The sequence below is a fragment of the Staphylococcus sp. AtHG25 genome (assembly GCF_003217445.1).
Taxonomy (GTDB): domain Bacteria; phylum Bacillota; class Bacilli; order Staphylococcales; family Staphylococcaceae; genus Staphylococcus; species Staphylococcus haemolyticus.
In genome coordinates, this window is the sequence record NZ_QJSN01000005.1 from 79,963 (window position 1) to 104,934 (window position 24,972).

Consider the following 24,972-nt stretch of genomic DNA (forward strand, 5'->3'; position numbering starts at 1 on the left):
GTGTGTATTGTGAGTCATCGTTATATACCATTAACTGAAAAAGATAAAAAAGAAATGCTTGATAAAATTGGAGCAAGTTCAATTAATGAATTGTTCGGAGATGTGCCGAAAGATATTTTACTAAATAGAGATTTAAATATTGCTAGTGGTGAAGCTGAAACTTCTTTATTAAGAAGACTTAATACAGTTGCAAATAAAAACGTAACTAAAGAAACTCATGCGTCTTTCCTAGGTGCTGGCGTTTATGACCATTATGCTCCAGCTGTTGTAGATGCAATGATTTCACGTTCTGAATTCTATACAGCATATACACCATATCAACCAGAAATTTCACAAGGTGAATTACAAGCGATTTTTGAATTCCAAACATTAATTTGTGAATTAACAGATATGGATGTAGCTAACTCATCTATGTATGATGGTATCACTAGTTTTGCTGAAGCTTGTATCTTAGCATTCAATCATACTAAGAAAAATAAAATTGTAGTATCTAAAGGTCTTCATTATCAAGCACTTCAAGTGTTAAAAACTTACGTTAAAGTTAGAGAAGAATTTGAAATTGTTGAAGTTGATTTAGATGGAACAATTACTGACTTAGAAAAATTAGAACAGGCTGTAGACGATGAAACTGCTGCAGTAGCAGTTCAATATCCAAACTTCTATGGTTCAGTGGAAGACTTAGAAAAAATTCAATCATTTATTGAAGGCAAAAAAGCATTATTTATCGTTTATGCTAATCCATTAGCTTTAGGCCTATTGACACCTCCAGGTTCATTTGGTGCTGATATTGTAGTAGGAGACACACAACCATTTGGTATACCAACACAATTTGGTGGACCACACTGTGGTTATTTCGCAACTACAAAAAAATTAATGCGTAAAGTGCCTGGTAGATTAGTAGGACAAACACAAGATGATGAAGGTAACCGTGGATTCGTTCTAACTTTACAAGCCCGCGAACAACATATTCGTCGTGATAAAGCCACTTCTAATATCTGTTCAAACCAAGCATTAAACGCACTTGCATCATCAATTGCTATGTCAGCTCTTGGTAAACAAGGTATTTACGACATTGCAGTTCAAAACTTAGAACACGCAAATTATGCTAAAAATCAATTTAAAGACAATGGTTTTGAAGTGCTTGATGGTACTTCATTCAATGAATTTGTTGTCAAATTCGATCAACCAATCAAAGATGTAAATAAAAAATTAGCAGAACATGGTTTCATTGGAGGCTTTGATTTAGGTGAAGCCTCAGCAGATTTTGAAAATCATATGTTAATTGCTGTTACTGAATTAAGAACTAAAGATGAAATTGATACATTTGTTAAGAAAGCTGGTGAGCTAAATGGTAGTAAGTAAATCAAGTCCATTAATTTTTGAAAGATCTAGAGAAGGTAGATATGCATACTCATTACCTCAAAGCGATATAAAAACAGATTCAGTTGAAAGTATTCTTGATGATAAATTTATTCGTAAAAATAAAGCAGAGTTTCCTGAAGTTGCAGAATTAGATTTAGTTCGTCATTATACTGAATTATCAAATAAAAACTTTGGTGTAGATTCAGGTTTTTATCCACTTGGATCATGTACTATGAAATATAATCCTAAAATCAATGAAAAAATTGCTCGCATACCTGGATTTGCAGAGTCACATCCTTTACAAGAAGAAGAGCAAGTTCAAGGTTCTTTAGAAATTGTGTATAGTTTGCAAGAAGAACTTAAAGAAATTACTGGTATGGATGAAGTTACATTACAACCAGCTGCTGGTGCTCATGGTGAGTGGACTGCTTTAATGATTTTCAAAGCGTATCATTTAGATAATGGTGAAGGTCATCGTGATGAAGTTATTGTTCCTGACTCAGCTCATGGTACAAACCCTGCATCTGCGTCGTTTGCTGGTTTTAAAGCAGTTACAGTTAAATCAAATGAACGTGGTGAAGTTGATATCGAAGACTTAAAACGCGTTGTTAATGAAAATACTGCTGCAATTATGTTAACTAATCCTAACACTTTAGGTATTTTCGAGAAAAACATCATGGAAATCCGTGAAATTGTACATGAAGCAGGCGGATTATTATACTATGACGGTGCAAACTTAAATGCCATTATGGATAAAGTACGTCCTGGAGATATGGGATTTGATGCGGTACATTTAAACTTACACAAAACTTTCACTGGTCCTCACGGTGGCGGTGGTCCAGGTTCAGGTCCAGTTGGTGTAAAAAAAGAATTAGCTAGTTATTTACCAAAACCAATGGTAATCAAAGATGGAGATACTTTTAAATACGATAATGATATTAAAAACTCAATTGGACGTGTAAAACCATTCTACGGTAACTTTGGTATTTACTTAAGAGCATACACATATATCAGAACTATGGGTGCTGAAGGTTTAAGAGAGGTTTCTGAAGCAGCAGTTCTTAATGCTAACTATATTAAAGCTAGCTTAAAAGACCACTATGAAATACCATATGAACAATATTGTAAACATGAATTCGTATTAAGTGGTTCTAAACAAAAAGAACATGGTGTCCGTACATTAGACATGGCAAAACGTTTATTAGACTTTGGTGTTCATCCACCAACAATCTACTTCCCACTTAACGTTGAGGAAGGTATGATGATTGAACCAACTGAAACAGAATCTAAAGAAACGTTAGATTACTTTATCGATGCTATGATTCAAATTGCTGAAGAAGCTAAAAATGATCCAGATAAAGTATTAGAAGCACCACATAGTACAATAATTGATAGATTAGATGAAACTACAGCTGCGCGTAAGCCTGTTTTAAAATTTGATAATCTACATGAAGAAAAAGAATAATATTTAAAACTTTGACCCTGTAACCAATTTAATTGATTATAGGGTCTTCCTTATTTTAATTTTATGTGAAATATTTTATGTTTATTCTATATTTAGATAACGTTTCTAAATGATTTTCACATAAATAATAAAAAAACTCTTAAAGAACATCTTTAAGAGTTAGTAAGCAAACAAGAGATTATTTTTTAGTTTTAATCTTGCCTGTCCATTTTTTGTATCCACCTTTTAACATATAAATATCTTTATAGCCATTTTTTTTAAGGATACGTGCTGCACGATACCCTGCAACACCGTTTGCATCACAAAGATAAATAGGTTGATCTTTACGTAAACCTTGATATCTTTGACTAAACATTGATATTGGAATGTTACGAGCGCCGTTAATATGTCCGTAATCATAGTCTACTTTCTCACGAACATCAATCACTTGAGCTTTTCTTAAACCTTTGTGAAATTCATTCTGCTCAAGTTCAGTGACTGCTCGTTTATTCATAAACCAATTTCCAAGCATATATAAAATAATTATGACTATAATAGCTAAAGCTATAATCAAAGATACATTCATATTGCATCCTCCCCAATTAACCGATATTATAATTATAAGGCTGTTAGCTAAATTTATCAAAATTTTTTATTGGCTATTTTTATCAAAGATTTATATGTAAAATTTAATATTTTTCTATAGATAATTATATGTTGTGATTGGAGATTATTTTATGACAGAGACATGGAATTTTATAAATACAGGAAGCCATGATCCATATTATAATATGGCAATGGATGAAGCACTCTTAAACTTCGTATCAAGAGGGGAAATTGACCCTGTTGTCAGATTTTACACTTGGAATCCTGCAACGTTATCTGTAGGGTATTTTCAAAGATTAAAGAAAGAAATTGACATTGATAAAGTTAATGAAAAAGGATTTGGATTAGTAAGAAGACAAACTGGTGGTAGAGGGGTTCTTCATGATAAAGAATTAACATATAGTGTTATTGTTTCGGAAGAACATCCTAATATGCCTTCTACCGTAACTGAAGCATATCGTGTCATTTCTGAAGGATTACTTGAAGGATTTAAATTGTTAGGTTTTGAAGCATATTTTGCGATTCCACGTTCCAAAGAAGAACGAGAAAAATTAAAACAACCTCGAAGTGCTGTTTGTTTTGATGCACCTAGTTGGTATGAATTAGTTGTTGAAGGCAGAAAAATTGCAGGAAGCGCTCAAACTAGACAAAAAGGCGTTATACTACAACATGGTTCCTTATTACAAGATGTTAACGTTGATGAGCTTTTCGATATGTTCATTTTCAAAAATGATCGTCTAAAAGATAAGATGAAAAAAGCCTTTGTTGATAAAGCTGTAGCGATTAATGATATTGCTGATAGACATATATCAATTGAAGAGATGGAAAAAGCATTTGAAGAAGGATTTAAAAAGGGGTTAAACATAGAATTTAAACCACTTACTTTAACAGATGACCAAATAAAAGAAGTAAAAGAATTAGAAGAAAAATATCGTTCTGATGAATGGTTATATAAAAAATAAAAAATCATAGGATGGCTAATAATTGGTCATCCTATGATTATTTTTATTTTCTATTTCTCTTTTTATATTTTCTTGCTGCTCTCCTATATTTACGTTGATCTTCAGTTAAGAAAAAGAAATAGTATATTAAATAAATAATTAACGCAATGATTAAAAAGGTGAAAATCGTTTTAGCAAAAGACATCATGAATACATTTAAATTCAAAATCAAGCCAATTGCAGCGATTAAAATTACTAAATAAAACAATATATTTTTCAAATCAAAAACTCCTATTATGAATTGTTAGACATGTTCACTTGAGATAGTTTAGTCTTACCTTTATTCAATTTATTCGTATTATTATTTTCATATCCGCTCTTAATATCTTTAAATGCTGATTGTAACTCTTTGTTAATTTGTCTAATATTTTTATCTTCATTTTTATTTGCACTAGATAAGTCTTTTTTAGTTACGGAACCCTTATATTTACTATAAGCATCATCAATACCATTAGCAATAGTATTTAATTTTTCAAGATTTTGCTTTTTGTCTTCTTTCTTATTTTTTGACAAATCCAACTGATTATAATTACTAATAACTTTAGTAATATCTTGATAATATTTAGACGAAGCATCTAAAAATTTAGCTTCTTTATTATTATCAACTGTTTTGGAAACATTTTTTTTATCTTTATTAAGAGCCTCAACCTGTGCTTTTTGATTACTTATATCTTGATTTAGCTGTTGAATATCTAACTTCAAGTTATGGTTTTGATCTCTTAATTTGGTTGTCTTATCTTCCAATGGTCCTAAATTTTGAGAGCCACAACCAACCAATAAACATGAAGCTCCAATTATAACGATTAATTTTTTCATTAAAATCTCCCTAAACCAAAATCTCTTTATTTCTAAAATAATTATGCTATTATTTTAATGTAAATAGAGCAAATGTACAAACGTTATACTAGGAGTGATTTGTATGAATAAATTAGCAAAAGTTAAAGACTTACTAGATGTTCAACAATTAGATGCTTTAGTTATTTTATCAGATTATAATCGTAGATATTTATCAGGTTTCACTGGTACAAGTGGTGCATTAATAATTTCAAAAAATAACTATCAATTAATTACTGATTTTCGATATATTGAACAAGCAACTAATCAAGCAACTGAATTTAACATCATCAATCGCAGTGGTGGTTTAATTGAAGCAATTGTAGAAATTATTAATAATGAACAATTTGATCATGTTGGTTTTGAAGGACACTTAGTGAGTTACGATACATACCAATCATTAGATCAATCGAAAGCTAAATTAATCTCTATTGGCAATGAGATTGAAAAAATCAGGGAAATAAAGACACCCGAAGAGATAGAAAAGATCAAATACGCTGCTAAAATAGTTGATGATACATATAACTATGTATTAGATATTGCAAAGGTTGAAATGACTGAAAGAGAATTAAAAGCTAAATTAGAAGCTAAAATGTTAGAATTAGGAGCAGATGGCCCTTCATTTGACACGATTGTAGCATCTGGCTATAGAGGCGCTTTACCTCATGGTGTAGCAAGCGATAAAGTCATAGAGCAAGGCGATATGATTACGCTTGATTTTGGGGCATACTACAGAGGATATTGCTCTGATATAACAAGAACATTTGCTATTGGGGAACCTGACCCCAAGATGAGAGATATTTATAACATCGTTCTCAATTCCCAAATTAAAGCAATAAACGAAATCAAAGCTGGAATGACTGTAGCTGAGGCTGACGCGTTATCAAGAGACTATATTGAATCTCACGGTTATGGAGATGCATTTGGCCACTCTCTTGGACATGGTATTGGTTTAGACATACATGAGGGACCATTATTATCTAAAAATGCAATCGGTATAATACAAGTAAATAATTGTGTTACTATTGAACCAGGTATTTATGTTGATGGTCTTGGTGGTGTACGCATAGAAGATGACATTTTAATAACTGAAAATGGTTGTGAAGTCTTTACTAAATGTACAAAAGACCTTATTATTTTATAGAAAGCGCATATTTGAGGAGGAAACTGAATGATTTCGGTTAATGATTTTAAAACAGGTTTAACAATTTCAGTAGATAATGGCATTTGGAAAGTTATCGATTTCCAACATGTAAAACCAGGTAAAGGTTCTGCATTTGTACGTTCTAAATTACGTAATTTAAGAACAGGTGCAATTCAAGAAAAGACATTTAGAGCTGGGGAAAAAGTTGAACAAGCGATGATTGAAAATCGTCGTATGCAATATTTATATGCTGATGGAGATAATCATGTATTCATGGACAATGAGACGTTTGATCAAACTGAATTATCAGCTGATTATTTAAAAGATGAATTAAAATATTTAAAAGCTAACATGGAAGTTCAAATCCAATCATATGAAGGTGAAACAATCGGAGTTGAACTACCTAAAACTGTTGAATTAGAAGTTACTGAAACTGAGCCAGGTATCAAAGGTGATACTGCCACTGGAGCAACTAAATCAGCTATAGTTGAAACAGGTTATACTCTAAATGTACCTTTATTCGTTAATGAAGGTGATGTATTAGTTATTAACACTAGCGACGGAAGCTATATCTCAAGAGCTTAGTTAATAGTAGCTAAAGTCTTTCTAATTACTAATTGGAAAGACTTTTTTTAATATCTAAATCATTATTTTATATAAATTACAAAAGTCTATTTATCAATAATAGTAAGCATTAAATATTAAGATGTAATTCCCTAAAATGACACATGCTTGAATTGGCAAGTACAGTCAAGTAAAATAGATTGGTAGATGAAAACTAATTCAAGGAGTCAGTAACTTATGAATTTTAAAGAAATAAAAGAATTAATCGAAATTCTTGATCAATCAAGTTTAACTGAAATAAATATTGAAGATAACAAAGGTAGTGTAGTCAACCTAAAAAAACAGAAAGAGACAGAAATAATTACACCGCAGTATACACAACAAGCACCATTAGCACCAGCAGCATCAACGATGGCAACACCAAATCAAAGTGCAACAGAATCACTTATTCCACAAAATAATGATCAAATCGATACAGATGATTCATCATACCAAACAATCAATGCCCCTATGGTGGGTACATTTTATAAATCGCCATCGCCAGAAGAAGATGCATATGTTCAAGTCGGAGATAAAGTTACCAATGAATCTACAGTGTGCATCTTAGAAGCAATGAAATTATTTAACGAAATACAAGCTGAAGTTTTTGGAGAAATAGTTGAAATATTAGTAGAAGACGGACAAATGGTAGAGTATGGCCAACCGTTATTTAAGGTGAAATAATGAGAAAAATCTTAATCGCTAATCGTGGAGAAATTGCGGTTAGAATCATTAGAGCTTGTCATGATTTAGGCATACAAACTGTTGCCATTTATTCTGAGGGTGACAAAGACGCGTTACATACTCAAATTGCTGATGAAGCATATTGCGTTGGTCCAACTCAGTCTAAAGATTCTTATTTGAACATTCCAAATATATTATCAATTGCGACTTCAACCGGTTGTGATGGTATTCACCCAGGATATGGCTTTTTAGCTGAGAATGGTGACTTTGCAGAGTTGTGTGAAGCATGCCAATTGAAATTTATCGGTCCTAGCTATGAGTCTATCCAAAAAATGGGCATCAAAGACGTTGCAAAAGCAGAAATGATTGCAGCTAATGTCCCAGTTGTTCCAGGTAGTGATGGGTTAGTTACAACCATTTCGGATGCAAAACAAATTGCTAAAGAAATTGGATATCCAGTAATTATTAAAGCTACTGCAGGTGGTGGTGGAAAAGGTATACGAGTGGCTAGAACAGAGGAAGAGCTTGAGAATGGCTATCGTATGACTCAACAAGAAGCAGAAACTGCTTTTGGTAATGGCGGTCTTTACCTTGAAAAATTTATTGAGAACTTCCGTCACATTGAAATTCAAATTATTGGAGATCAACATGGAAATGTCATTCATCTCGGAGAGAGAGATTGTACGATTCAAAGACGCATGCAAAAGTTAGTCGAAGAATCTCCATCGCCTATTTTATCTGATGAACAACGTGAAGAGATGGGTAATGCAGCTATAAGAGCCGCAAAAGCAGTTAATTATGAAAATGCAGGTACTATTGAATTTATATATGATTTAAATGATAATCAATTTTATTTTATGGAAATGAATACACGTATTCAAGTTGAACATCCTGTCACTGAAATGGTTACTGGCATTGATTTAGTAAAATTACAACTAAAAGTTGCGATGGGTGAAGCACTGCCATACACTCAAGAAGATATTACCATCAATGGTCATGCAATAGAATATCGTATAAATGCTGAAAATCCATATAAGAACTTCATGCCATCTCCTGGTAAAATCACACAATACCTAGCTCCAGGCGGATATGGTGTTAGAATCGAATCAGCTTGTTATACAAATTATACAATTCCTCCATATTATGATTCTATGGTAGCTAAACTCATTGTTCATGAACCAACGCGTGATGAAGCAATTATGACTGGTATTAGAGCATTAAGTGAGTATTTAATTTTAGGAATTGATACAACAATTCCTTTCCATTTAAAACTTATGAATAATGATATATTTAGAAGTGGATCTTTTAATACTAACTTCTTAGAACAATATAATATTATGGATGACGAGGAGTAGGAGGTTAAACCAAATGGTTAAAGTAGCAGATTATTCAAATTCAAACTTAGGTAAAATTGAAATTGCACCTGAAGTTATTTCTGTAGTTGCAAGTATAGCTGTTTCAGAGGTAGAAGGGGTAACTGGACATTTTTCAGAATTGAAAAATAGTAACATTGAAAAAATAAGTCGTAAAAACCTCAATAGAAATTTAAAAATTGATGTTAAAGAAGATGGCATTCAAATTGATGTATATTGCTCTATTAAGCACGGTATAAATATTTCAAAGTTTGCAAGTAAAATTCAAACATCTATTTTTAACTCAATTAAAACGATGACTGCTATTGAGCCAAAAGAAATTAACGTTCACATCATGCATATTACTGTCGAATAATATATAGATTACATTTAACAAGGAGTTATTTATGAGTCGTAAAGAATCAAGAATGCAAGCATTTCAAACTTTGTTTCAGTTAGAAATGAAAGACACAGAATTAACAATCAATGAAGCCATTAATTTCATAAAAGATGATGAGCCTGAATTAGACTTTGATTTTATACACTGGTTAGTAACAGGTGTTAAAGATCATGAGCCAGTTCTAGATGATACTATTAAGCCTCATCTTAAAAATTGGTCACTTCAACGTTTATTAAAAACAGACCGAATAATATTACGAATGGCTACATTTGAATTATTGCATAGTGATACACCACCAAAAGTAATCATTAATGAAGCTGTAGAATTAGCAAAACAATTTAGCGACGATGAGCATTATAAATTTATAAATGGTGTGTTGAGTAACATAAAATAAATAATTTGAGTGATGACAATGTCTGAATACTTAAGCGTTACAACTTTAACGAAATATATTAAATATAAATTTGATCAGGACCCACATTTGCAATCTATCTTACTAAAAGGTGAACTATCTAACTTTAAAAAACATTCAAGTGGACACCTTTATTTCAACGTTAAAGATAAGGATAGTGTGATAAGTGCAATGATGTTTAAAGGTAATGCGAATCAGCTTACTTTTGAGCCAAAAGAAGGTGATGAAGTTCTTTTAGAAGCACGTGTTTCAGTATATGAACGACGTGGAAATTATCAAATTTATGTGAATAAAATGGAATTAGATGGTATAGGGAACTTGTATCAAAAGTTAGAACAATTAAAACAAAAATTAAAAAAAGAAGGCTTTTTTAATAATGAACATAAAAAGCCTATTCCTCGATTCCCTAAGAAAATCGCAATCTTAACTGCTAGTACTGGTGCCGCAATTAGAGATATTCAATCTACAATAAATAGTAGATATCCTTTGGCCGATAAAATCCAAATAAGTACTTTAGTACAAGGTACACAAGCCAAAGAGGATATTATAAAAAATATTAAGTATGCTGATTCACTTGGCGTTGATACTATTATAGTAGGCCGTGGTGGTGGATCTATAGAAGATTTATGGAACTTTAATGAAGAAGATGTTGTTAAAGCGATTTTTGAGTGTCAAACACCCATTATTTCAGCTGTTGGACATGAAACCGATTTTACACTTAGTGATTTCGTAGCAGATGTCAGAGCAGCAACACCAACACAAGCTGCAGTTATGGCGACTCCAGATCAGTACGAATTGATACAACAAATTAAGCAATACCAATTTTCATTATCAAGGTATATTAAACAATATCTTGAAAAACAACATAAACAACTAGATCATTTAACATCTTATTATAAGTTTAAACAACCCTCATTATTATACGATCAACAGATACAACGCAAAGATGATTTAGAAAGACAACTAACTCAATTATTATTATCCAAAATTGAGAATAAAAAATATCAATTAAAAGTTCTTCATCAGAATTTTAATGTAAAAACATTAAATCAAACTATATTACAAAATAATAAGCAACTAATGAATGTAAAAAATCGTTTATCAAATCTAACAATTAAAAACATTCATAATAATAAATTAGAGCTCAAAAATAAAGTTGAACTATTAAATAATTTAAGTCCTACTAATACTATGTTGAGAGGCTATTCTATTATTAATAAAGATGATAAAGTCATTACAAGTACACAGGATTTAAGTAAAGATGATGAAATTACATTAGCAATGAAAGATGGTAGTGTAGATGCCATCGTTAAAAAGGTTAGGTGTGAACATGAGTAAAGATCAACAAAGTTTTGAAGAAATGATGCAAGAATTAGAAAATATCGTTCAAAAGTTAGATAATGAGACTGTATCATTAGAAGAATCATTAGAGTTATATCAACGTGGTATGAAACTTTCTGCAACATGTGATGCAACACTTAAAGATGCTGAAAAGAAAGTAAATGAACTTATTAAAGATGAAGCAGAGGATGAAGAAAATGGCAAAGAAGTCAATGAATGAATTAATTGATCAAATTAATATTGCTCTTGACAGTGTAATCGAAACTTCACCACTAAATACTAATCTAGAAGAAAGTATGCAATATTCTCTCAATGCAGGTGGTAAAAGAATAAGACCACTTCTTGTATTTTTAACATTAGATGTATTAAATCAAGATTATAAAAAAGGTAAAAAAACTGCATTGGCATTGGAAATGATTCACACGTATTCTTTAATTCATGATGATCTTCCTGCGATGGATAATGATGATTACCGTCGTGGTAAACTTACCAATCACAAAGTCTATGGTGAATGGAAAGCTATTCTAGCTGGTGATGCACTACTAACTAAGGCATTTGAAATCATTGCTGATGATGAATTATTAGAATCTGACGTCAAAGTTAAAATACTTTCCAGATTAGCGCATAACAGTGGTCACTTAGGCATGGTCGGAGGCCAAACATTAGACATGCAAAGTGAAGATAAACCTGTTGATTTGGATACACTTGAACAGATACATAAAGCTAAAACAGGAGCATTACTTCAGTTCGCGGTATTAAGTGCAGCTGATATTGCTAAAGTAGATAAGTCTACATCACAATTTCTTGAAGATTTTAGTAATCATATGGGTTTGATGTTCCAAATTAAAGATGATTTGCTCGACGTATATGGTGATGAATCTAAATTAGGAAAAAAAGTTGGTAGTGACATCGAAAATCACAAAAGTACGTATGTTTCTTTATTAGGTAAAGATGGTGCTGAAAATAAATTAAATTTCCATAAAGATGCTGCCATAGAATCAATAGAACAACTTTCTTCTCACTATGATATTAAACCTCTATTAGATATCGTTGAGCTTTTCTACACACGTGATCATTAATTATCATTAATATTACCCCTTCAAAGCTACTGATTAAAAACTGGCGTTGAAGGGTGTTTTAGTACACTATTTTAAATTGTGGCATTACATTTATATCCTAATTTTAGTTTACATATTTATTTATTCGTTTATACATTTTTTCAATACAAATTAACTAATTGTACCTATTAGTATTTAAATAAAATAATTTACGATTATTGAGTTATCAGTTAAGTATGCATAATAACAATAGTAGTAGTTAAAAAAATGATGTGTTAAAATCATTGTATAATTATTCGAAAATAGGAGTGTTCATAATGGCAAAAAAATCTGTGAGACACATAAAGATTAGAGAAATTATCTCAAGCGAACAAATAGAAACTCAAGACGAACTAGTAAAACGTCTTAATGAATACGACCTTAATGTTACGCAAGCTACCGTATCACGTGATATTAAAGAATTACAGTTAATCAAAGTTCCTGCAACATCAGGTCAATATGTATATAGCTTGCCTAATGATCGAAAATACCATCCATTAGAAAAATTGGGTCGTTATCTCATGGACTCATTTGTGAATATAGAAGGTACAGGTAATCTACTCGTCTTAAAAACCTTACCTGGTAACGCTCAATCTATTGGCGCTATATTAGACCAAATCGATTGGGATGAAGTTCTCGGTACTATATGTGGTGATGATACTTGCCTTTTAATTTGTAAAGATGAAGACGCAAGTAATACAATTAAAACAAGAATTTTCAATTTATTATAAGGATGCGATGAATTCATGTTACAAACCTTATCAATAAAACAATTTGCAATTATTGATGAATTAGAAATTCATTTTTCAGATGGATTAACAGTTCTAAGTGGTGAAACGGGTTCAGGTAAATCAATCATCATAGATGCGATTGGCCAGTTAATTGGAATGCGTGCATCATCAGATTATGTTCGACATGGTGAAAAGAAAGCAATTATTGAAGGCATATTTGATATAGATGAAAATAAAGATGTTATTCATATACTTCATAATCTTGATATAGAAATCGACGAGGACTTCTTATTAGTAAAAAGAGAAATATTTAGCACTGGTAAAAGTATTTGTAGATTGAATAATCAAATTGTTACGCTTCAAGATTTGCGAAAAGTTATGCAAGAACTATTAGATATTCATGGTCAACATGAAACACAGACACTTCTTAAACAGAAGTATCATTTAAAATTATTAGATGATTATGCAGAAGACAAGTATTTATCAACTAAAGAAAAATATCAAAATGTGTTTAATCAATATAAAAGTAAAACAAAGGAATTAGAAGAATTAGAGTCTGCCGACCAAGCGTTACTTCAACGTTTGGATTTAATGAAATTTCAATATGAAGAATTAGAAGAAGCTTCTTTAAAAGAGGGAGAAATTGAGCAATTAGAAGTCGATATACGTAGAATTCAAAATTCCGAAAAACTAAGCATGGCGCTTAATAATGCGCATGTCACTTTGACTGATGAGCATGCAATTACAGATAGACTATATGAATTAAGTAATCATTTACAATCTACAGATGATATTTTGCCTGATAAATTTAGTAAATTAAAAGAGGATATTGATCAATTTTATTACACGCTTGAAGATGCTAAGCATGATTTATATGATGAAATGTCAAACACTGAATTTGATGAGCAAATGCTTAATGAGCTAGAATCACGAATGAATTTATTAAACAATCTTAAAAGGAAATATGGCAAAGACATTTATGAATTAATTACATACAAAGATAAGCTTCAAAATGAAATAGCCAAAATCGAAAATTATGAAGAAAGTACATCACAATTACGTGAGGAAATTAGTCAATTATATGATGAAGTGATGTTAAAAGGCAAAGTGTTATCTAGAGAGCGTCGCACAGTAGCTCGAACATTAAGAGATCATATCGTTTCTGAAATACAAAATTTACAAATGAAAGATGCTAATTTAGAAATCTCATTCCAATTATTAGATAAACCAACAATTGATGGTATAGAATTTGTAGAGTTTTTAATCAGTCCTAATAAAGGGGAACCACTCAAAAGTTTAAATAAAATTGCATCTGGCGGTGAGTTGTCTCGTATTATGCTAGCCCTAAAAAGTATTTTTGTACAATCAAGGGGACAAACTGCAATTTTATTTGATGAGGTAGATTCAGGAGTGTCAGGACAAGCTGCTCAAAAAATGGCTGAAAAAATGAGAGATATAGCTGAATATATTCAAGTAATATGTATTTCGCACTTACCACAAGTTGCATCTATGAGTGATCATCATTTATTAATTAGTAAAGCATCCAATGATAATCGTACAACAACTCAAGTTAAAGAATTAGAAAATGATGATAAAATTGATGAAATCGCACGAATGATTTCTGGTGCTAGTGTTACTGAATTAACTAGAGAAAATGCAAAAGAAATGATTAGCCAAAATCAAAGAAAAAGTAGTAAGTAATTCATTGAATTTATTTATATTTATTTTTGCTGTAAAATAAATATTAACATTATAAAATGAATATTTTAATTTTATATGTAACCTACTCATTGAGTTACTAAATTCATTTAAAATTTAAAGTCACTTACACATTAACGTTATTAAATCCAATCGCAAAGCAAGTTAGGAGTAAAATTATGAATGAAAAGCAATATGACCTAGTCATCTTAGGTGGAGGAACCGCTGGATATGTAGCGGCAATTCGAGCATCACAATTGGGTAAAAAAGTAGCTATAGTAGAGAAATCTTTGTTGGGTGGCACTTGTCTTCACAAAGGATGTATTCCTACAAAAGCTTTATTAAAATCTGCTGAAATTTTAAGAACAGTTAAAGATTCAGTTCATTTCGGAGTGAATGTTGGTCAATATTCATTTGACTTAAAATCTATGATGAAACGTAAAGACAAAATTGTTAAGCAAATGCATCAAGGTATTGAAAGTTTAATGCAGAAAAATCACATAGATATATTTAATGGCACAGGTAGAATTATGGGGACATCTATTTTCTCACCTCAAAGTGGTACCATTTCAGTTGAATATGATAATGGAGAATCTGAATTATTACCTAATCAGAATGTATTGATAGCTACAGGTTCACTACCAACTCAATTACCATTCTTGCCTTTAAATCACAATACAGTTCTATCTAGTAATGACATATTGCAATTCACTGATTTACCTACAAGCATAGCAATCATTGGCGGTGGAGTGATAGGTCTTGAATTTGCTTCTTTATTAATTGACTTAGGTGTAAATGTTAGTGTGATAGAGGCTGGTGAACGAATCTTGCCTAATGAGAGTGCTCAAATTGCAAATTTTCTAAAAACATCACTTATAGCAAGAGGAGTAACGTTCTATGAAAATTGCGCTTTAAATGAATCTGCAGTTACAGTCAACTCTAATTTTGTAACTATACAAGTAAATAAAGATAAAACTATAGAAGTAGAAAAAGTTTTAGTATCAATTGGTCGCAAGCCTAATACTGATGATATAGGATTAAATAATACTAAAATTAAAACTGATGATAACGGTAATATACTTGTTAATGACTTTTTACAAACCGAAGATAAGCATATTTATGCTGCAGGTGATTGCATAGGTAAGCTTCAATTAGCACATGTATCTTCTAAAGAGGCAATACTTGCTGTTGAACACATGTTTAATGGCAATGGCCTACCTATAAATTATGACAAGATGCCGAAATGCATATATACACACCCAGAAGTTGCTTCAATTGGTTACAATAAAGAATCAGCCGAAGCCAAAAACATTAAAACCAAATCATTTAAAGTAAGCTTTAATGCAATTGGTAAAGCAGTAATAGAGGAAACTACTAATGACAGAGGATTTTGTGAAATGATAATTAATGATGAAACTAATGAAATTATCGGTATTAATATGATAGGTCCTCAGGTTACTGAATTAATCAACGAAGCCTCTTTATTGCAATTTATGAATGGTTCAGCAATTGAGTTAGGTCTGACAACACATGCACATCCTTCTATATCAGAAGTACTTATGGAATTGGGATTGAAAGTAGAAAATAGAGCAATACACATTTAACAGGAGGAACATAAAAGATGATTGATTATAAATCTGTCGGACTTTCAGAAGAAGACCTTAAAGAAATCTATAAATGGATGGATTTAGGTAGAAAAGTAGATGAACGATTATGGTTATTAAACCGCGCAGGTAAAATTCCATTTGTTGTTAGTGGACAAGGACAAGAGGCTACACAAATAGGAATGGCATACGCTATGAAAGAAGGAGATATATCATCTCCATATTATAGAGATTTAGCATTTGTTACTTTTATGGGGATTTCTCCATATGATACAATGCTAGCTTCATTTGGAAAAAAAGATGATATTAATTCTGGAGGAAAACAAATGCCCTCCCACTTTAGTCATCGTGAAAAGGGCATATTATCACAAAGTTCTCCAGTTGCTACACAAATACCACATTCAGTTGGAGCTGCATTAGCTTTAAAAATGGATAAAAAACCAAATATTGCTACGGCAACTGTCGGTGAGGGAAGTTCAAATCAAGGAGATTTTCATGAGGGTTTAAACTTTGCAGGCGTTCATAAATTACCATTTGTTTGTGTCATCATCAATAATAAATATGCGATATCTGTGCCTAATACATTACAATACGCCGCAGAAAAACTTTCTGATAGAGCCTTAGGATATGGCATATATGGTGAGACAGTAGATGGGGATGATCCGATAGCAATGTATAAAGCTATGAAAGATGCTAGAGAACGTGCACTAAATGGTGAGGGTGCCACTCTAATTGAAGCTGTAACACATCGTATGACGCCACATTCTTCAGATGATGATGATACATATCGTACGAAAGAAGAAAGAGAAGCATTAAAAACTTATGATTGTAACCTTAAATTTAAAGATTATTTATTAGAAAAAGAGATTATTAATCAAGAATGGTTAGACAATATAGAGCAAGAGCATAAAGAAATTATTAATAAAGCCACTAAAGATGCAGAAAAAGCGCCATATCCATCTGTAAAAGAAACATATCAATTTGTTTATGACCCAGAAGGAGGTATGGGCAATGAGTAAAATGAGTTATATTGAAGCAATACAACAAGCGCAAGACCTAGCCATGGAACATGATAATAATGTATTTATATTAGGTGAAGATGTAGGACGTAAAGGTGGTGTTTTTGGTGCAACTAGAAGTCTTCAAGACAAATACGGTGTTGAAAGAGTAATAGATACACCTTTGGCTGAATCTAATATTGTAGGGACTGCTATTGGAGCAGCAATGATTGGTAAACGACCAATTGCAGAAATTCAATTCGCAGATTTTATACTTCCAGCAGTTAATCAAATTATTAGTGAAGCAGCTAAAATGCGTTATCGTTCAAATAATGACTGGCAATGTCCTATCACAATCAGAGCACCCTTTGGTGGTGGGGTACATGGTGGTTTATATCATTCTCAAAGTATCGAGAGCATCTTTGCGTCTACACCGGGGCTAACTATTGTCATACCTTCATCTCCTTATGATGCTAAAGGATTATTATTATCCTCTATTGAGTCAAACGACCCAGTATTATTCTTTGAACATAAAAAAGCATATCGCTTCTTGAAAGAAGAAGTGTCAGAAGATTATTATACAGTTCCTCTTGGAAAAGCTGATGTAAAACGTGAAGGGAATGACATAACTGTATTTACATATGGTTTGTGTGTAAATTATTGTATGCAAGCTGCTGATATTTTAGCAGCAGATGGTATTAGTGTTGAAATAGTTGATTTGAGAACTGTTTATCCTCTAGATAAAGAAACAATTATTGAACGTGCTAAAATGAATGGCAAGATTTTATTAGTAACAGAAGATAATCTTGAGGGCAGTGTCATGTCAGAAGTCTCTGCAATCATAGCTGAAAACTGTTTATTTGAACTTGATGCACCTATAATGAGATTAGCTGGACCAGATGTTCCTTCAATGCCATTTTCTCCTAATCTTGAAAATGAAGTTATGATGAATCCTGATAAAATCTTAGAAAAAATGCGAGAACTTGCACAATTTTAAGGAGGAAAAGTTATGGATATAAAAATGCCAAAACTAGGCGAAAGTGTTCATGAAGGTACTATTGAACAATGGCTTATTTCAGTGGGTGACTATGTTGATGAATATGAACCCTTATGTGAGGTAATTACTGATAAATTAACTGCTGAAGTACCTTCAACTATATCTGGTACTATCACTGAAATTTTAGTTTCAGAAGGTGAAACAGTTCAAATAGATCATGTTATTTGTAAAATTGAAACTTCTGAAACAGATAATTCTACCAACACTAAAAATATCGATATTGAAACCGTTAAGGATTCAACAAATTTAAATATAAATGGTAATGATACTTTAACAGTCGAAACGTCAGCATCGGCTTCAAAAAATACTTCTGATAAAGAAGTAAATCATTCTGTTAAAACAAATGCACATACACAAGCATCAATACTTAATAACGGTCGATATTCACCAGTAGTTTTTAAAATTGCATCTGAAAATGATATTGATTTATCATTAGTTCCTGGCACAGGTTTCGAAGGACGTGTGACTAAAAAAGATATTGAAAATTATATTAATTCAAGTCATCAGGAACCTGAAATAAATAACAATTTACAATCTAGTTTTGAACATACGAAATCCAACGTGGATTCTAATCAGAGTCAAATTGGTCAATCTATACCAGTCAAAGGTGTTCGTAAAGCAATAGCTCAAAACATGGTGACAAGTGTTACTGAAATCCCTCATGGTTGGATGATGCTTGAAGTTGATGCAACTAACTTAGTTAAAACTAGAAATCATCATAAAAATTCGTTCAAAGAGAACGAAGGTTATAATTTAACTTTCTTTGCATTCTTTGTAAAAGCTGTTGCAGAAGCATTAAAATCAAACCCACTATTAAATAGTAGCTGGGATGGAGAAGAAATTATTCTTCATAAAGATATTAATATTTCAATTGCTGTAGCAGATGAAGATAAATTATATGTTCCTGTTATTAAACACGCTGATGAAAAATCAATCAAAGGTATTGCTAGAGAGATAAATGAACTAGCACTTAAAGCAAGAAATAAACAATTATCACAAGAAGATATGTCTGGTGGAACCTTTACCGTTAATAATACCGGTACATTTGGATCCGTTTCATCAATGGGAATTATAAATCATCCACAAGCAGCGATTTTACAAGTAGAATCTATTGTAAAAAAACCAGTCGTTATTGATGATATGATTGCAATTAGAAGCATGGTTAATTTGTGTATTTCGATTGATCATAGAATACTTGATGGTGTTCAAACAGGACGCTTCATGTCTCAAGTTAAAGAACGTATTGAACAATTCACAATAGAAAATACAAGTATTTACTAGTTTAAAATGATATATCATATTCCCTGGACAAGCTGTTTGAACTCTAACACTTATATTTAGTAGAATAGCATTGAATAAATAAAAGATTGAAAGGTGATTAAAATGGATTTAAATTTTGATTTATATATGAATGGCGTGGTTGAACAAGCTCGTAATGAAATTGAAAATGCGGGATATGAACAATTAACAACTGCAGATGAAGTTGACAAAGTATTACAACAAAATGGTACTTCATTAGTAATGGTTAATTCAGTTTGTGGATGTGCGGGGGGAATTGCACGTCCAGCAGCATCACATGCATTACACTATGATAAACTACCTGATAGACTTGTTACAGTATTTGCTGGACAAGATAAAGAGGCTACGCAACAAGCTAGAGACTATTTTGAGGGTTATGCACCTTCAAGTCCATCATTTGCATTAATTAAAGATGGTAAAATCACTGAAATGATTGAACGTCATCAAATTGAAGGCCATGATGTAATGGATGTTATTAATCAGTTACAAGGCCTATTTGATAAATATTGCGACGAAAGATAAGAGGATTTACTAATGTTAAAGTTAAATCCTTATAAGATTGGATTAAGAACGCTTAAAACAGCAGTAGGTATCACATTAGGTGTTATTTTAGCTAAATGGATGGGGCTTGATAATTATGCATCAAGTGCTATCCTCATTGTATTATGTATTAAACATACTAAAGTTCACTCAGTACAAGCTATCGTATCAAGATTTGTATCTTGTATACTAATTCTACTGTTTGGTTCATTGGTTTTTAGCTTATTAGGTCAGAATGCGCTTGTTTTGGGATTAATTGTATTATTATTTATTCCGATAACTGTTATGTTGAAAGTTCAAGAGGGTGTTGTAACTAGTTGTGTTATATTATTACATGTTTTCAATGCAACCACGATTAATTTACATTTAATCATTAATGAATTACTCTTATTAACTATTGGACTAGGAATCGCATTCATTATGAATTTAATTATGCCAAGTTTAGACAAAACATTAGTTTCTTTTAAGAAAGATATAGAAAAAGGCTTCAAAGAAATCTTTATGACATATAGCGAAGCTTGCTCAAATTATAATAATGATCTTACTTTATCTTTCGAAAAACTCCAATTAGACATTCGAAAGGCCAAATCTATCGCATTTAGAGATGTTAAAAATCATTTTATTAGAAATGAAAATTCATATTATCACTATTTTGATATGAGACAAGAACAACTTGAATTATTGCGTAGAATTAAACCGTTATTAAATCAAGTCACTGTCGATGACCCATTACTGACTGATGTATCTCATTTAATGTCAGAAATTGGTAATAACGTAAATAGTAATGATTATACTGCTTTACGATTACATTCACTGTATGAAATCCGTTTATCACTAGACGAATTACCACTTCCTAAATCTCATCAATCTTTAAAATCACGTTCAAGTATGATGCAAATATTAAATGAACTAGAAAAGTATTTAAACATTAAATCTCAATTTGGATCACTACGGTTACATAATGAAATATAATTAGTGATTAAATAAAAAAGGCTGGTACATAATTCCTAGCAAAATAGCCAGTAAATGAGTTTTTATAAATTCATTTACTGGCTTCTTTATTTACAATACTTCGTATTCTTGGCTCGCTTTCTTAGGGGACAGCTTCAGCCTGTAGTCTTCAGCTTGTCCTGTTCCCTCAAGAGTCTCGCCAAAATACTTTTTATCTATATGTAATTTTACATTCAAACACTTAAAAAAATAAGGCACTTCCGTATAATTTAATAAACTTCATTAAACTAAATTAACGAGGTGCCTTATGTATAGGGACTATAAACATTACTCAACTTACTCTACCAATGGAAACTTCAGTTCTTATCCCAACAAATTGTATTTCAAGACATGTAAATGATATTGTTGAAACAATCCCTAAGACCGAATTCGATGTATTAATTTGTCCGAACAATAAAAGAATAGGATTCAAAAGATATGCCTATCGCCATGATAAGAATGGTTTTAAACGAGCCTTTAAATTATATGAATGTGATGATTGTTCAGAATGTCCGCTGAAACAACAATGTATGAACTTCAATTCAAAAGCAAATAAAAAAATAATGAGAAATTATAATTGGGAATATTTTAAAGCACAAATTAATAAAAAGCATTCAGAACCAAAAACAAAACCAACTACATTCAAAGAAAAATTGATGTGGATCCTGTTTTTGGATTTATGAAAGCTATTTTGGGTTTCCGTCGAGTGTCCGTTCGAGGGATAAATAAAGCCAAAAGAGAACTAGGATTTGTGCTAATGGCACTTAATATAAGAAAAGTAATCAAAAACATTATAAAAAAGACAATTTCTATATTATTTCAATAGAAATTGTCTTTATTTACTTATCCTGGAACTTTATGTCCCGGACTCTTTTTTATTGCGAAGATTAATGCATTAGTGGCACTAAACTTGTGAGTAGTAATGCTGCCACAATTGCAATCAACATTACAATTATTATAATTCTTAACACTTTATTATTCACTATTTGACGCTCCTTATTTAAAAACACTTACATAATACACTTTACTTAATATATAAATTAACCATAAATGATTTTTATACAAATGGCAATCAATTTATTTTTGATATTGTAGAAAATTAGTTAAAATGGAAATCAAATGAGAAAGGGGTTTTGTCATAATGATAAACAGTCAACGATTACTTGAAACATTTTTAGAATTAGTCCAAATAAATTCTGAAACAGGACATGAGGAAGTCATTCAACCCATTTTAAAAAAGAAATTTGAAGAACTAGGTTTAAATGTAATTGAAAATCATGCATCAGAAAAGTCATGGTTAGGTGCTAACAATCTTATATGTACTTTACCAGCCACTAGTGCGAAAGAAGATGTGTCTAAAATTTACTTCACTAGTCACATGGATACTGTTGTACCTGGAATAAATATTAAACCTCAAATTAAAGAGGATGGATATATTTATTCTGATGGTAGTACCATTCTAGGTGCTGATGATAAGGCGGGATTAGCAGCATTAATTGAAACCATTCAATATCTTAATGAAAATGAAATTCCACATGGCCAAATCCAATTTATTATTACTGTTGGTGAGGAATCTGGTCTTAAAGGTGCTAAAGATCTAGATTCAACATACATTGACGCTGAGTTTGGTTATGCAGTTGATGCTAGTCAACCCGTTGGCACAACAGTAGTAGGAGCACCAACTCAAATGGTAATAAACACGACTATTTTAGGAAAAACAGCTCATGCTAGTACACCTTCAGAAGGAATTAGTGCAATAAACATTGCTGCAAAAGCTATTAGTCGCATGAAGCTAGGACAAATTGATGACTATACTACTGCTAATATAGGTAAATTTCATGGTGGCTCTGCTACAAATATCGTTGCTGATGAAGTAGTTTTAGATGCTGAGGCACGCTCTCATGACAATCAAAGTATTGAACAACAAGTCGCTCATATGAAGGAAACATTCGAAACTACCGCACAAGAATTAGGTGGTGAAGCAAAAGTTATCATTGAGAAGAGCTACCCTGGTTTTAAATTAGAAAATGATGATAAAGTAACTCAATTTGCTACTAATAGTGCTAGAGAAATTGGATTAGCTGGGGATACTGTTATTGCTGGAGGCGGATCAGATGGCAGTATTATTAATACATTTGGAATCCCTACAGTCATTTTAGGTGTGGGCTATGAACATATTCATACAACATCTGAACGTATTTCAGTGAATTCACTTAATCAATTAGCAAAACAAATTGTCAAAATTATTGAGTTAGTAGCTAAATCGTAATTTAGTTTAGTGAAGTACTTTCAAGTTTTATGATACAATACTATTGAAAAATTGAATGAGAGAGGTAAGTAATATGACTCAACAAATAGGTGTAGTAGGTTTAGCAGTAATGGGTAAAAACCTCGCTTGGAACATTGAATCACGTGGTTATAGCGTTTCTGTATATAACCGTTCAAGCGAAAAAACAGATGAAATGGTTAATGAATCTAAAGGTAAACAAATCCACCCAACATATACTTTGGAAGAATTTGTTAATTCATTAGAAAAGCCACGTAAAATTTTATTAATGGTTAAAGCAGGTCCTGCAACAGATGCAACAATTGACAGTTTACTTCCATTATTAGATGATGATGACATTTTAATTGATGGTGGTAACACTAATTATCAAGATACAATCCGTCGTAATAAAGCCTTAGCTGAAAGTGGTATTAACTTTATTGGCATGGGTGTATCTGGTGGTGAAGTAGGTGCACTTACTGGTCCTTCATTAATGCCAGGTGGTCAAGAAGCAGCTTATAATAAAGTGAGTGATATACTAGATGCAATTGCTGCAAAAGCTAAGGATGGTGCATCATGTGTAGAATATATTGGACCAAATGGTGCCGGCCACTATGTTAAGATGGTTCATAATGGTATTGAATATGCAGATATGCAACTTATAGCGGAGAGCTATGCGATGATGAAAGATTTATTAGGTATGTCACATGAAGACATCTCTAAGACATTTAAAGAATGGAATACTGGTGAATTAGAAAGTTATTTAATCGAAATCACTGGTGATATCTTCACTAAATTAGATGATGACAATGAAGCACTTGTCGAAAAGATCTTAGACACTGCGGGTCAAAAAGGTACAGGTAAATGGACTTCTATCAATGCCTTAGAATTAGGTATTCCTTTAACGATTATTACTGAATCAGTATTTGCTCGTTTCATTTCATCAATTAAACAAGAACGTGTGAATGCTTCTAAGGAATTAAACGGTCCTAAAGCAGAATTTATTGGTAATAAAGATGAATTCTTAGAAAAAATCCGTAAAGCTTTATATATGAGTAAAATTTGTTCATACGCACAAGGATTTGCGCAAATGCGTAAAGCTAGTGAAGAAAATGAATGGAATTTAAAATTAGGCGATTTAGCAATGATATGGCGTGAAGGTTGTATTATTCGTGCTCAATTCTTACAAAAAATTAAAGACGCATATGATAACAACTCAGAATTACAAAACCTTTTATTAGATCCTTATTTCAAAGGTATTGTCACAGAATATCAAGATGCATTGAGAGATGTAGTAGCAACAGGTGTACATAACGGCGTACCAACACCTGGATTCTCTGCCAGCGTAAACTACTATGATAGTTATCGCTCTGAAAATTTACCAGCAAACTTAATTCAAGCACAACGTGACTATTTCGGTGCACATACGTATGAACGTAAAGATAAAGAAGGTATCTTCCATACTCAATGGGTTGAAGAGTAATCACATACTAGTTACAGAAGTAAACC

At 31.8% G+C, this 24,972-nt stretch carries 26 protein-coding genes and 1 pseudogene; 23 read left to right on the plus strand and 4 right to left on the minus strand.

What is annotated here, in order from left to right; genetic code table 11:
- The first annotated feature begins 9 nt into the window (after positions 1 to 9).
- Together gcvPA and gcvPB are read left to right on the plus strand one after the other, a co-directional pair.
- Complete coding sequence (gcvPA, locus tag BDW31_RS05705; RefSeq protein WP_053024486.1) at positions 10 to 1,362, plus strand: aminomethyl-transferring glycine dehydrogenase subunit GcvPA; 1,353 nt, start codon at positions 10 to 12, stop codon at positions 1,360 to 1,362.
- Entirely contained in the window at positions 1,349 to 2,827 is a 1,479-nt protein-coding gene (gene gcvPB / locus BDW31_RS05710; RefSeq protein WP_037550603.1) for an aminomethyl-transferring glycine dehydrogenase subunit GcvPB, read from the plus strand. The genes gcvPA and gcvPB overlap by 14 nt, the downstream gene beginning before the upstream one ends.
- Positions 2,828 to 3,005: 178 nt before the next feature.
- Here gcvPB and BDW31_RS05715 read toward each other — a convergent pair whose 3' ends face one another.
- Positions 3,006 to 3,392, minus strand: a complete 387-nt coding sequence (locus tag BDW31_RS05715; protein WP_011275678.1) for a rhodanese-like domain-containing protein — start codon at positions 3,390 to 3,392, stop codon at positions 3,006 to 3,008.
- 151 nt (positions 3,393 to 3,543) lie between these two features.
- Between BDW31_RS05715 and BDW31_RS05720 the strand changes: the two genes are divergently transcribed.
- Positions 3,544 to 4,374, plus strand: coding sequence for a lipoate--protein ligase family protein (locus tag BDW31_RS05720; protein ID WP_037550600.1), 831 nt, complete (start codon positions 3,544 to 3,546; stop codon positions 4,372 to 4,374).
- Between the two features lie 43 nt (positions 4,375 to 4,417).
- On the opposite strand, the gene BDW31_RS05725 is transcribed toward BDW31_RS05720, so the two are convergent.
- Together BDW31_RS05725 and BDW31_RS05730 are read right to left on the minus strand one after the other, a co-directional pair.
- Positions 4,418 to 4,633, minus strand: coding sequence for an SA1362 family protein (locus BDW31_RS05725; protein WP_011275680.1), 216 nt, complete (start codon positions 4,631 to 4,633; stop codon positions 4,418 to 4,420).
- 14 nt (positions 4,634 to 4,647) lie between these two features.
- Positions 4,648 to 5,229, minus strand: coding sequence for a putative periplasmic lipoprotein (locus tag BDW31_RS05730; protein WP_053024485.1), 582 nt, complete (start codon positions 5,227 to 5,229; stop codon positions 4,648 to 4,650).
- Between the two features lie 103 nt (positions 5,230 to 5,332).
- On the opposite strand from BDW31_RS05730, the gene BDW31_RS05735 reads away from it, so the two are divergent.
- The 18 genes and pseudogenes from BDW31_RS05735 to BDW31_RS05820 all read left to right on the plus strand — a co-directional run.
- Positions 5,333 to 6,391, plus strand: a complete 1,059-nt coding sequence (locus BDW31_RS05735) for a M24 family metallopeptidase (protein ID WP_053024484.1) — start codon at positions 5,333 to 5,335, stop codon at positions 6,389 to 6,391.
- A gap of 27 nt (positions 6,392 to 6,418) precedes the next feature.
- A complete protein-coding gene (efp, locus tag BDW31_RS05740) occupies positions 6,419 to 6,976 on the plus strand; it encodes an elongation factor P (protein ID WP_053024483.1) in 558 nt (185 codons plus the stop codon).
- 216 nt (positions 6,977 to 7,192) lie between these two features.
- On the plus strand, positions 7,193 to 7,678 hold the full coding sequence (gene accB, locus BDW31_RS05745) for an acetyl-CoA carboxylase biotin carboxyl carrier protein (RefSeq protein ID WP_053024482.1): 486 nt from the start codon (positions 7,193 to 7,195) through the stop codon (positions 7,676 to 7,678).
- Positions 7,678 to 9,033 (plus strand): acetyl-CoA carboxylase biotin carboxylase subunit, encoded by a 1,356-nt coding sequence (gene accC, locus BDW31_RS05750; RefSeq protein WP_037550587.1) that lies wholly within the window; start codon positions 7,678 to 7,680, stop codon positions 9,031 to 9,033. Before accB ends, accC begins: the two co-directional genes overlap by 1 nt.
- A 13-nt stretch (positions 9,034 to 9,046) precedes the next feature.
- The gene (locus tag BDW31_RS05755; protein ID WP_011275686.1) at positions 9,047 to 9,406 is read left to right on the plus strand and encodes an Asp23/Gls24 family envelope stress response protein; all 360 of its coding nucleotides are present in this window, start codon (positions 9,047 to 9,049) and stop codon (positions 9,404 to 9,406) included.
- 31 nt (positions 9,407 to 9,437) lie between these two features.
- Entirely contained in the window at positions 9,438 to 9,824 is a 387-nt protein-coding gene (nusB, locus tag BDW31_RS05760) for a transcription antitermination factor NusB (RefSeq protein ID WP_053024481.1), read from the plus strand.
- Positions 9,825 to 9,842: 18 nt separating this feature from the next.
- A complete protein-coding gene (xseA, locus tag BDW31_RS05765; protein WP_053024480.1) occupies positions 9,843 to 11,180 on the plus strand; it encodes an exodeoxyribonuclease VII large subunit in 1,338 nt (445 codons plus the stop codon).
- Positions 11,173 to 11,403: an exodeoxyribonuclease VII small subunit gene (locus BDW31_RS05770; RefSeq protein ID WP_053024479.1), complete on the plus strand. Its 231-nt coding sequence runs from the start codon at positions 11,173 to 11,175 to the stop codon at positions 11,401 to 11,403. Before xseA ends, BDW31_RS05770 begins: the two co-directional genes overlap by 8 nt.
- The gene (locus BDW31_RS05775) at positions 11,381 to 12,262 is read left to right on the plus strand and encodes a polyprenyl synthetase family protein (RefSeq protein WP_053024478.1); all 882 of its coding nucleotides are present in this window, start codon (positions 11,381 to 11,383) and stop codon (positions 12,260 to 12,262) included. The genes BDW31_RS05770 and BDW31_RS05775 overlap by 23 nt, the downstream gene beginning before the upstream one ends.
- A 296-nt stretch (positions 12,263 to 12,558) precedes the next feature.
- The gene (ahrC, locus tag BDW31_RS05780; RefSeq protein ID WP_037550574.1) at positions 12,559 to 13,011 is read left to right on the plus strand and encodes a transcriptional regulator AhrC/ArgR; all 453 of its coding nucleotides are present in this window, start codon (positions 12,559 to 12,561) and stop codon (positions 13,009 to 13,011) included.
- 15 nt (positions 13,012 to 13,026) lie between these two features.
- On the plus strand, positions 13,027 to 14,712 hold the full coding sequence (gene recN / locus BDW31_RS05785) for a DNA repair protein RecN (RefSeq protein WP_110709319.1): 1,686 nt from the start codon (positions 13,027 to 13,029) through the stop codon (positions 14,710 to 14,712).
- A gap of 176 nt (positions 14,713 to 14,888) precedes the next feature.
- Positions 14,889 to 16,313 carry a dihydrolipoyl dehydrogenase gene (gene lpdA, locus BDW31_RS05790; protein WP_053024476.1) on the plus strand — a complete coding sequence of 475 codons (1,425 nt, stop codon included), beginning with the start codon at positions 14,889 to 14,891 and terminating at the stop codon, positions 16,311 to 16,313.
- A 17-nt stretch (positions 16,314 to 16,330) separates the two neighbouring features.
- The gene (locus BDW31_RS05795; protein WP_053024475.1) at positions 16,331 to 17,332 is read left to right on the plus strand and encodes a thiamine pyrophosphate-dependent dehydrogenase E1 component subunit alpha; all 1,002 of its coding nucleotides are present in this window, start codon (positions 16,331 to 16,333) and stop codon (positions 17,330 to 17,332) included.
- Positions 17,325 to 18,308 carry an alpha-ketoacid dehydrogenase subunit beta gene (locus BDW31_RS05800; RefSeq protein WP_053024474.1) on the plus strand — a complete coding sequence of 328 codons (984 nt, stop codon included), beginning with the start codon at positions 17,325 to 17,327 and terminating at the stop codon, positions 18,306 to 18,308. Before BDW31_RS05795 ends, BDW31_RS05800 begins: the two co-directional genes overlap by 8 nt.
- Positions 18,309 to 18,320: 12 nt before the next feature.
- A complete protein-coding gene (locus BDW31_RS05805) occupies positions 18,321 to 19,649 on the plus strand; it encodes a dihydrolipoamide acetyltransferase family protein (protein ID WP_110709321.1) in 1,329 nt (442 codons plus the stop codon).
- Between the two features lie 102 nt (positions 19,650 to 19,751).
- Positions 19,752 to 20,189: a bacilliredoxin BrxB gene (gene brxB / locus BDW31_RS05810; protein ID WP_011275697.1), complete on the plus strand. Its 438-nt coding sequence runs from the start codon at positions 19,752 to 19,754 to the stop codon at positions 20,187 to 20,189.
- A 12-nt stretch (positions 20,190 to 20,201) separates the two neighbouring features.
- The gene (locus BDW31_RS05815) at positions 20,202 to 21,179 is read left to right on the plus strand and encodes an aromatic acid exporter family protein (RefSeq protein WP_037550558.1); all 978 of its coding nucleotides are present in this window, start codon (positions 20,202 to 20,204) and stop codon (positions 21,177 to 21,179) included.
- Positions 21,180 to 21,589: 410 nt separating this feature from the next.
- Positions 21,590 to 22,088, plus strand: a pseudogene (locus BDW31_RS05820) (transposase); the annotation flags it as partial.
- On the opposite strand, the gene prli42 reads toward BDW31_RS05820, so the two are convergent.
- Positions 22,085 to 22,180, minus strand: coding sequence for a stressosome-associated protein Prli42 (gene prli42, locus BDW31_RS12460; protein WP_011275700.1), 96 nt, complete (start codon positions 22,178 to 22,180; stop codon positions 22,085 to 22,087). The pseudogene BDW31_RS05820 and the gene prli42 overlap by 4 nt on opposite strands.
- Before the next feature lie 158 nt (positions 22,181 to 22,338).
- Between prli42 and BDW31_RS05825 the strand changes: the two genes are divergently transcribed.
- On the plus strand, positions 22,339 to 23,466 hold the full coding sequence (locus BDW31_RS05825; RefSeq protein WP_053024471.1) for a M20/M25/M40 family metallo-hydrolase: 1,128 nt from the start codon (positions 22,339 to 22,341) through the stop codon (positions 23,464 to 23,466).
- A 73-nt stretch (positions 23,467 to 23,539) separates the two neighbouring features.
- Entirely contained in the window at positions 23,540 to 24,946 is a 1,407-nt protein-coding gene (gene gndA / locus BDW31_RS05830; protein ID WP_053024470.1) for an NADP-dependent phosphogluconate dehydrogenase, read from the plus strand.
- Positions 24,947 to 24,972: the final 26 nt, after the last annotated feature.

Coding starts and splice junctions, on each gene's coding strand:
- lpdA (WP_053024476.1), top strand. CDS start 14,889: ATGAATGAAAAGCAATATGACCTAGTCATCTTAGGTGGAGGAACCGCT.
- BDW31_RS05730 (WP_053024485.1), bottom strand. CDS start 5,229: ATGAAAAAATTAATCGTTATAATTGGAGCTTCATGTTTATTGGTTGGT.
- efp (WP_053024483.1), top strand. CDS start 6,419: ATGATTTCGGTTAATGATTTTAAAACAGGTTTAACAATTTCAGTAGAT.
- BDW31_RS05775 (WP_053024478.1), top strand. CDS start 11,381: ATGGCAAAGAAGTCAATGAATGAATTAATTGATCAAATTAATATTGCT.
- BDW31_RS05795 (WP_053024475.1), top strand. CDS start 16,331: ATGATTGATTATAAATCTGTCGGACTTTCAGAAGAAGACCTTAAAGAA.
- accB (WP_053024482.1), top strand. CDS start 7,193: ATGAATTTTAAAGAAATAAAAGAATTAATCGAAATTCTTGATCAATCA.
- BDW31_RS05825 (WP_053024471.1), top strand. CDS start 22,339: ATGATAAACAGTCAACGATTACTTGAAACATTTTTAGAATTAGTCCAA.
- recN (WP_110709319.1), top strand. CDS start 13,027: ATGTTACAAACCTTATCAATAAAACAATTTGCAATTATTGATGAATTA.
- gndA (WP_053024470.1), top strand. CDS start 23,540: ATGACTCAACAAATAGGTGTAGTAGGTTTAGCAGTAATGGGTAAAAAC.
- gcvPB (WP_037550603.1), top strand. CDS start 1,349: ATGGTAGTAAGTAAATCAAGTCCATTAATTTTTGAAAGATCTAGAGAA.
- BDW31_RS05755 (WP_011275686.1), top strand. CDS start 9,047: ATGGTTAAAGTAGCAGATTATTCAAATTCAAACTTAGGTAAAATTGAA.
- accC (WP_037550587.1), top strand. CDS start 7,678: ATGAGAAAAATCTTAATCGCTAATCGTGGAGAAATTGCGGTTAGAATC.
- BDW31_RS05800 (WP_053024474.1), top strand. CDS start 17,325: ATGAGTAAAATGAGTTATATTGAAGCAATACAACAAGCGCAAGACCTA.
- ahrC (WP_037550574.1), top strand. CDS start 12,559: ATGGCAAAAAAATCTGTGAGACACATAAAGATTAGAGAAATTATCTCA.
- nusB (WP_053024481.1), top strand. CDS start 9,438: ATGAGTCGTAAAGAATCAAGAATGCAAGCATTTCAAACTTTGTTTCAG.
- BDW31_RS05770 (WP_053024479.1), top strand. CDS start 11,173: ATGAGTAAAGATCAACAAAGTTTTGAAGAAATGATGCAAGAATTAGAA.
- BDW31_RS05805 (WP_110709321.1), top strand. CDS start 18,321: ATGGATATAAAAATGCCAAAACTAGGCGAAAGTGTTCATGAAGGTACT.
- BDW31_RS05720 (WP_037550600.1), top strand. CDS start 3,544: ATGACAGAGACATGGAATTTTATAAATACAGGAAGCCATGATCCATAT.
- BDW31_RS05735 (WP_053024484.1), top strand. CDS start 5,333: ATGAATAAATTAGCAAAAGTTAAAGACTTACTAGATGTTCAACAATTA.
- xseA (WP_053024480.1), top strand. CDS start 9,843: ATGTCTGAATACTTAAGCGTTACAACTTTAACGAAATATATTAAATAT.
- brxB (WP_011275697.1), top strand. CDS start 19,752: ATGGATTTAAATTTTGATTTATATATGAATGGCGTGGTTGAACAAGCT.
- BDW31_RS05715 (WP_011275678.1), bottom strand. CDS start 3,392: ATGAATGTATCTTTGATTATAGCTTTAGCTATTATAGTCATAATTATT.
- BDW31_RS05815 (WP_037550558.1), top strand. CDS start 20,202: ATGTTAAAGTTAAATCCTTATAAGATTGGATTAAGAACGCTTAAAACA.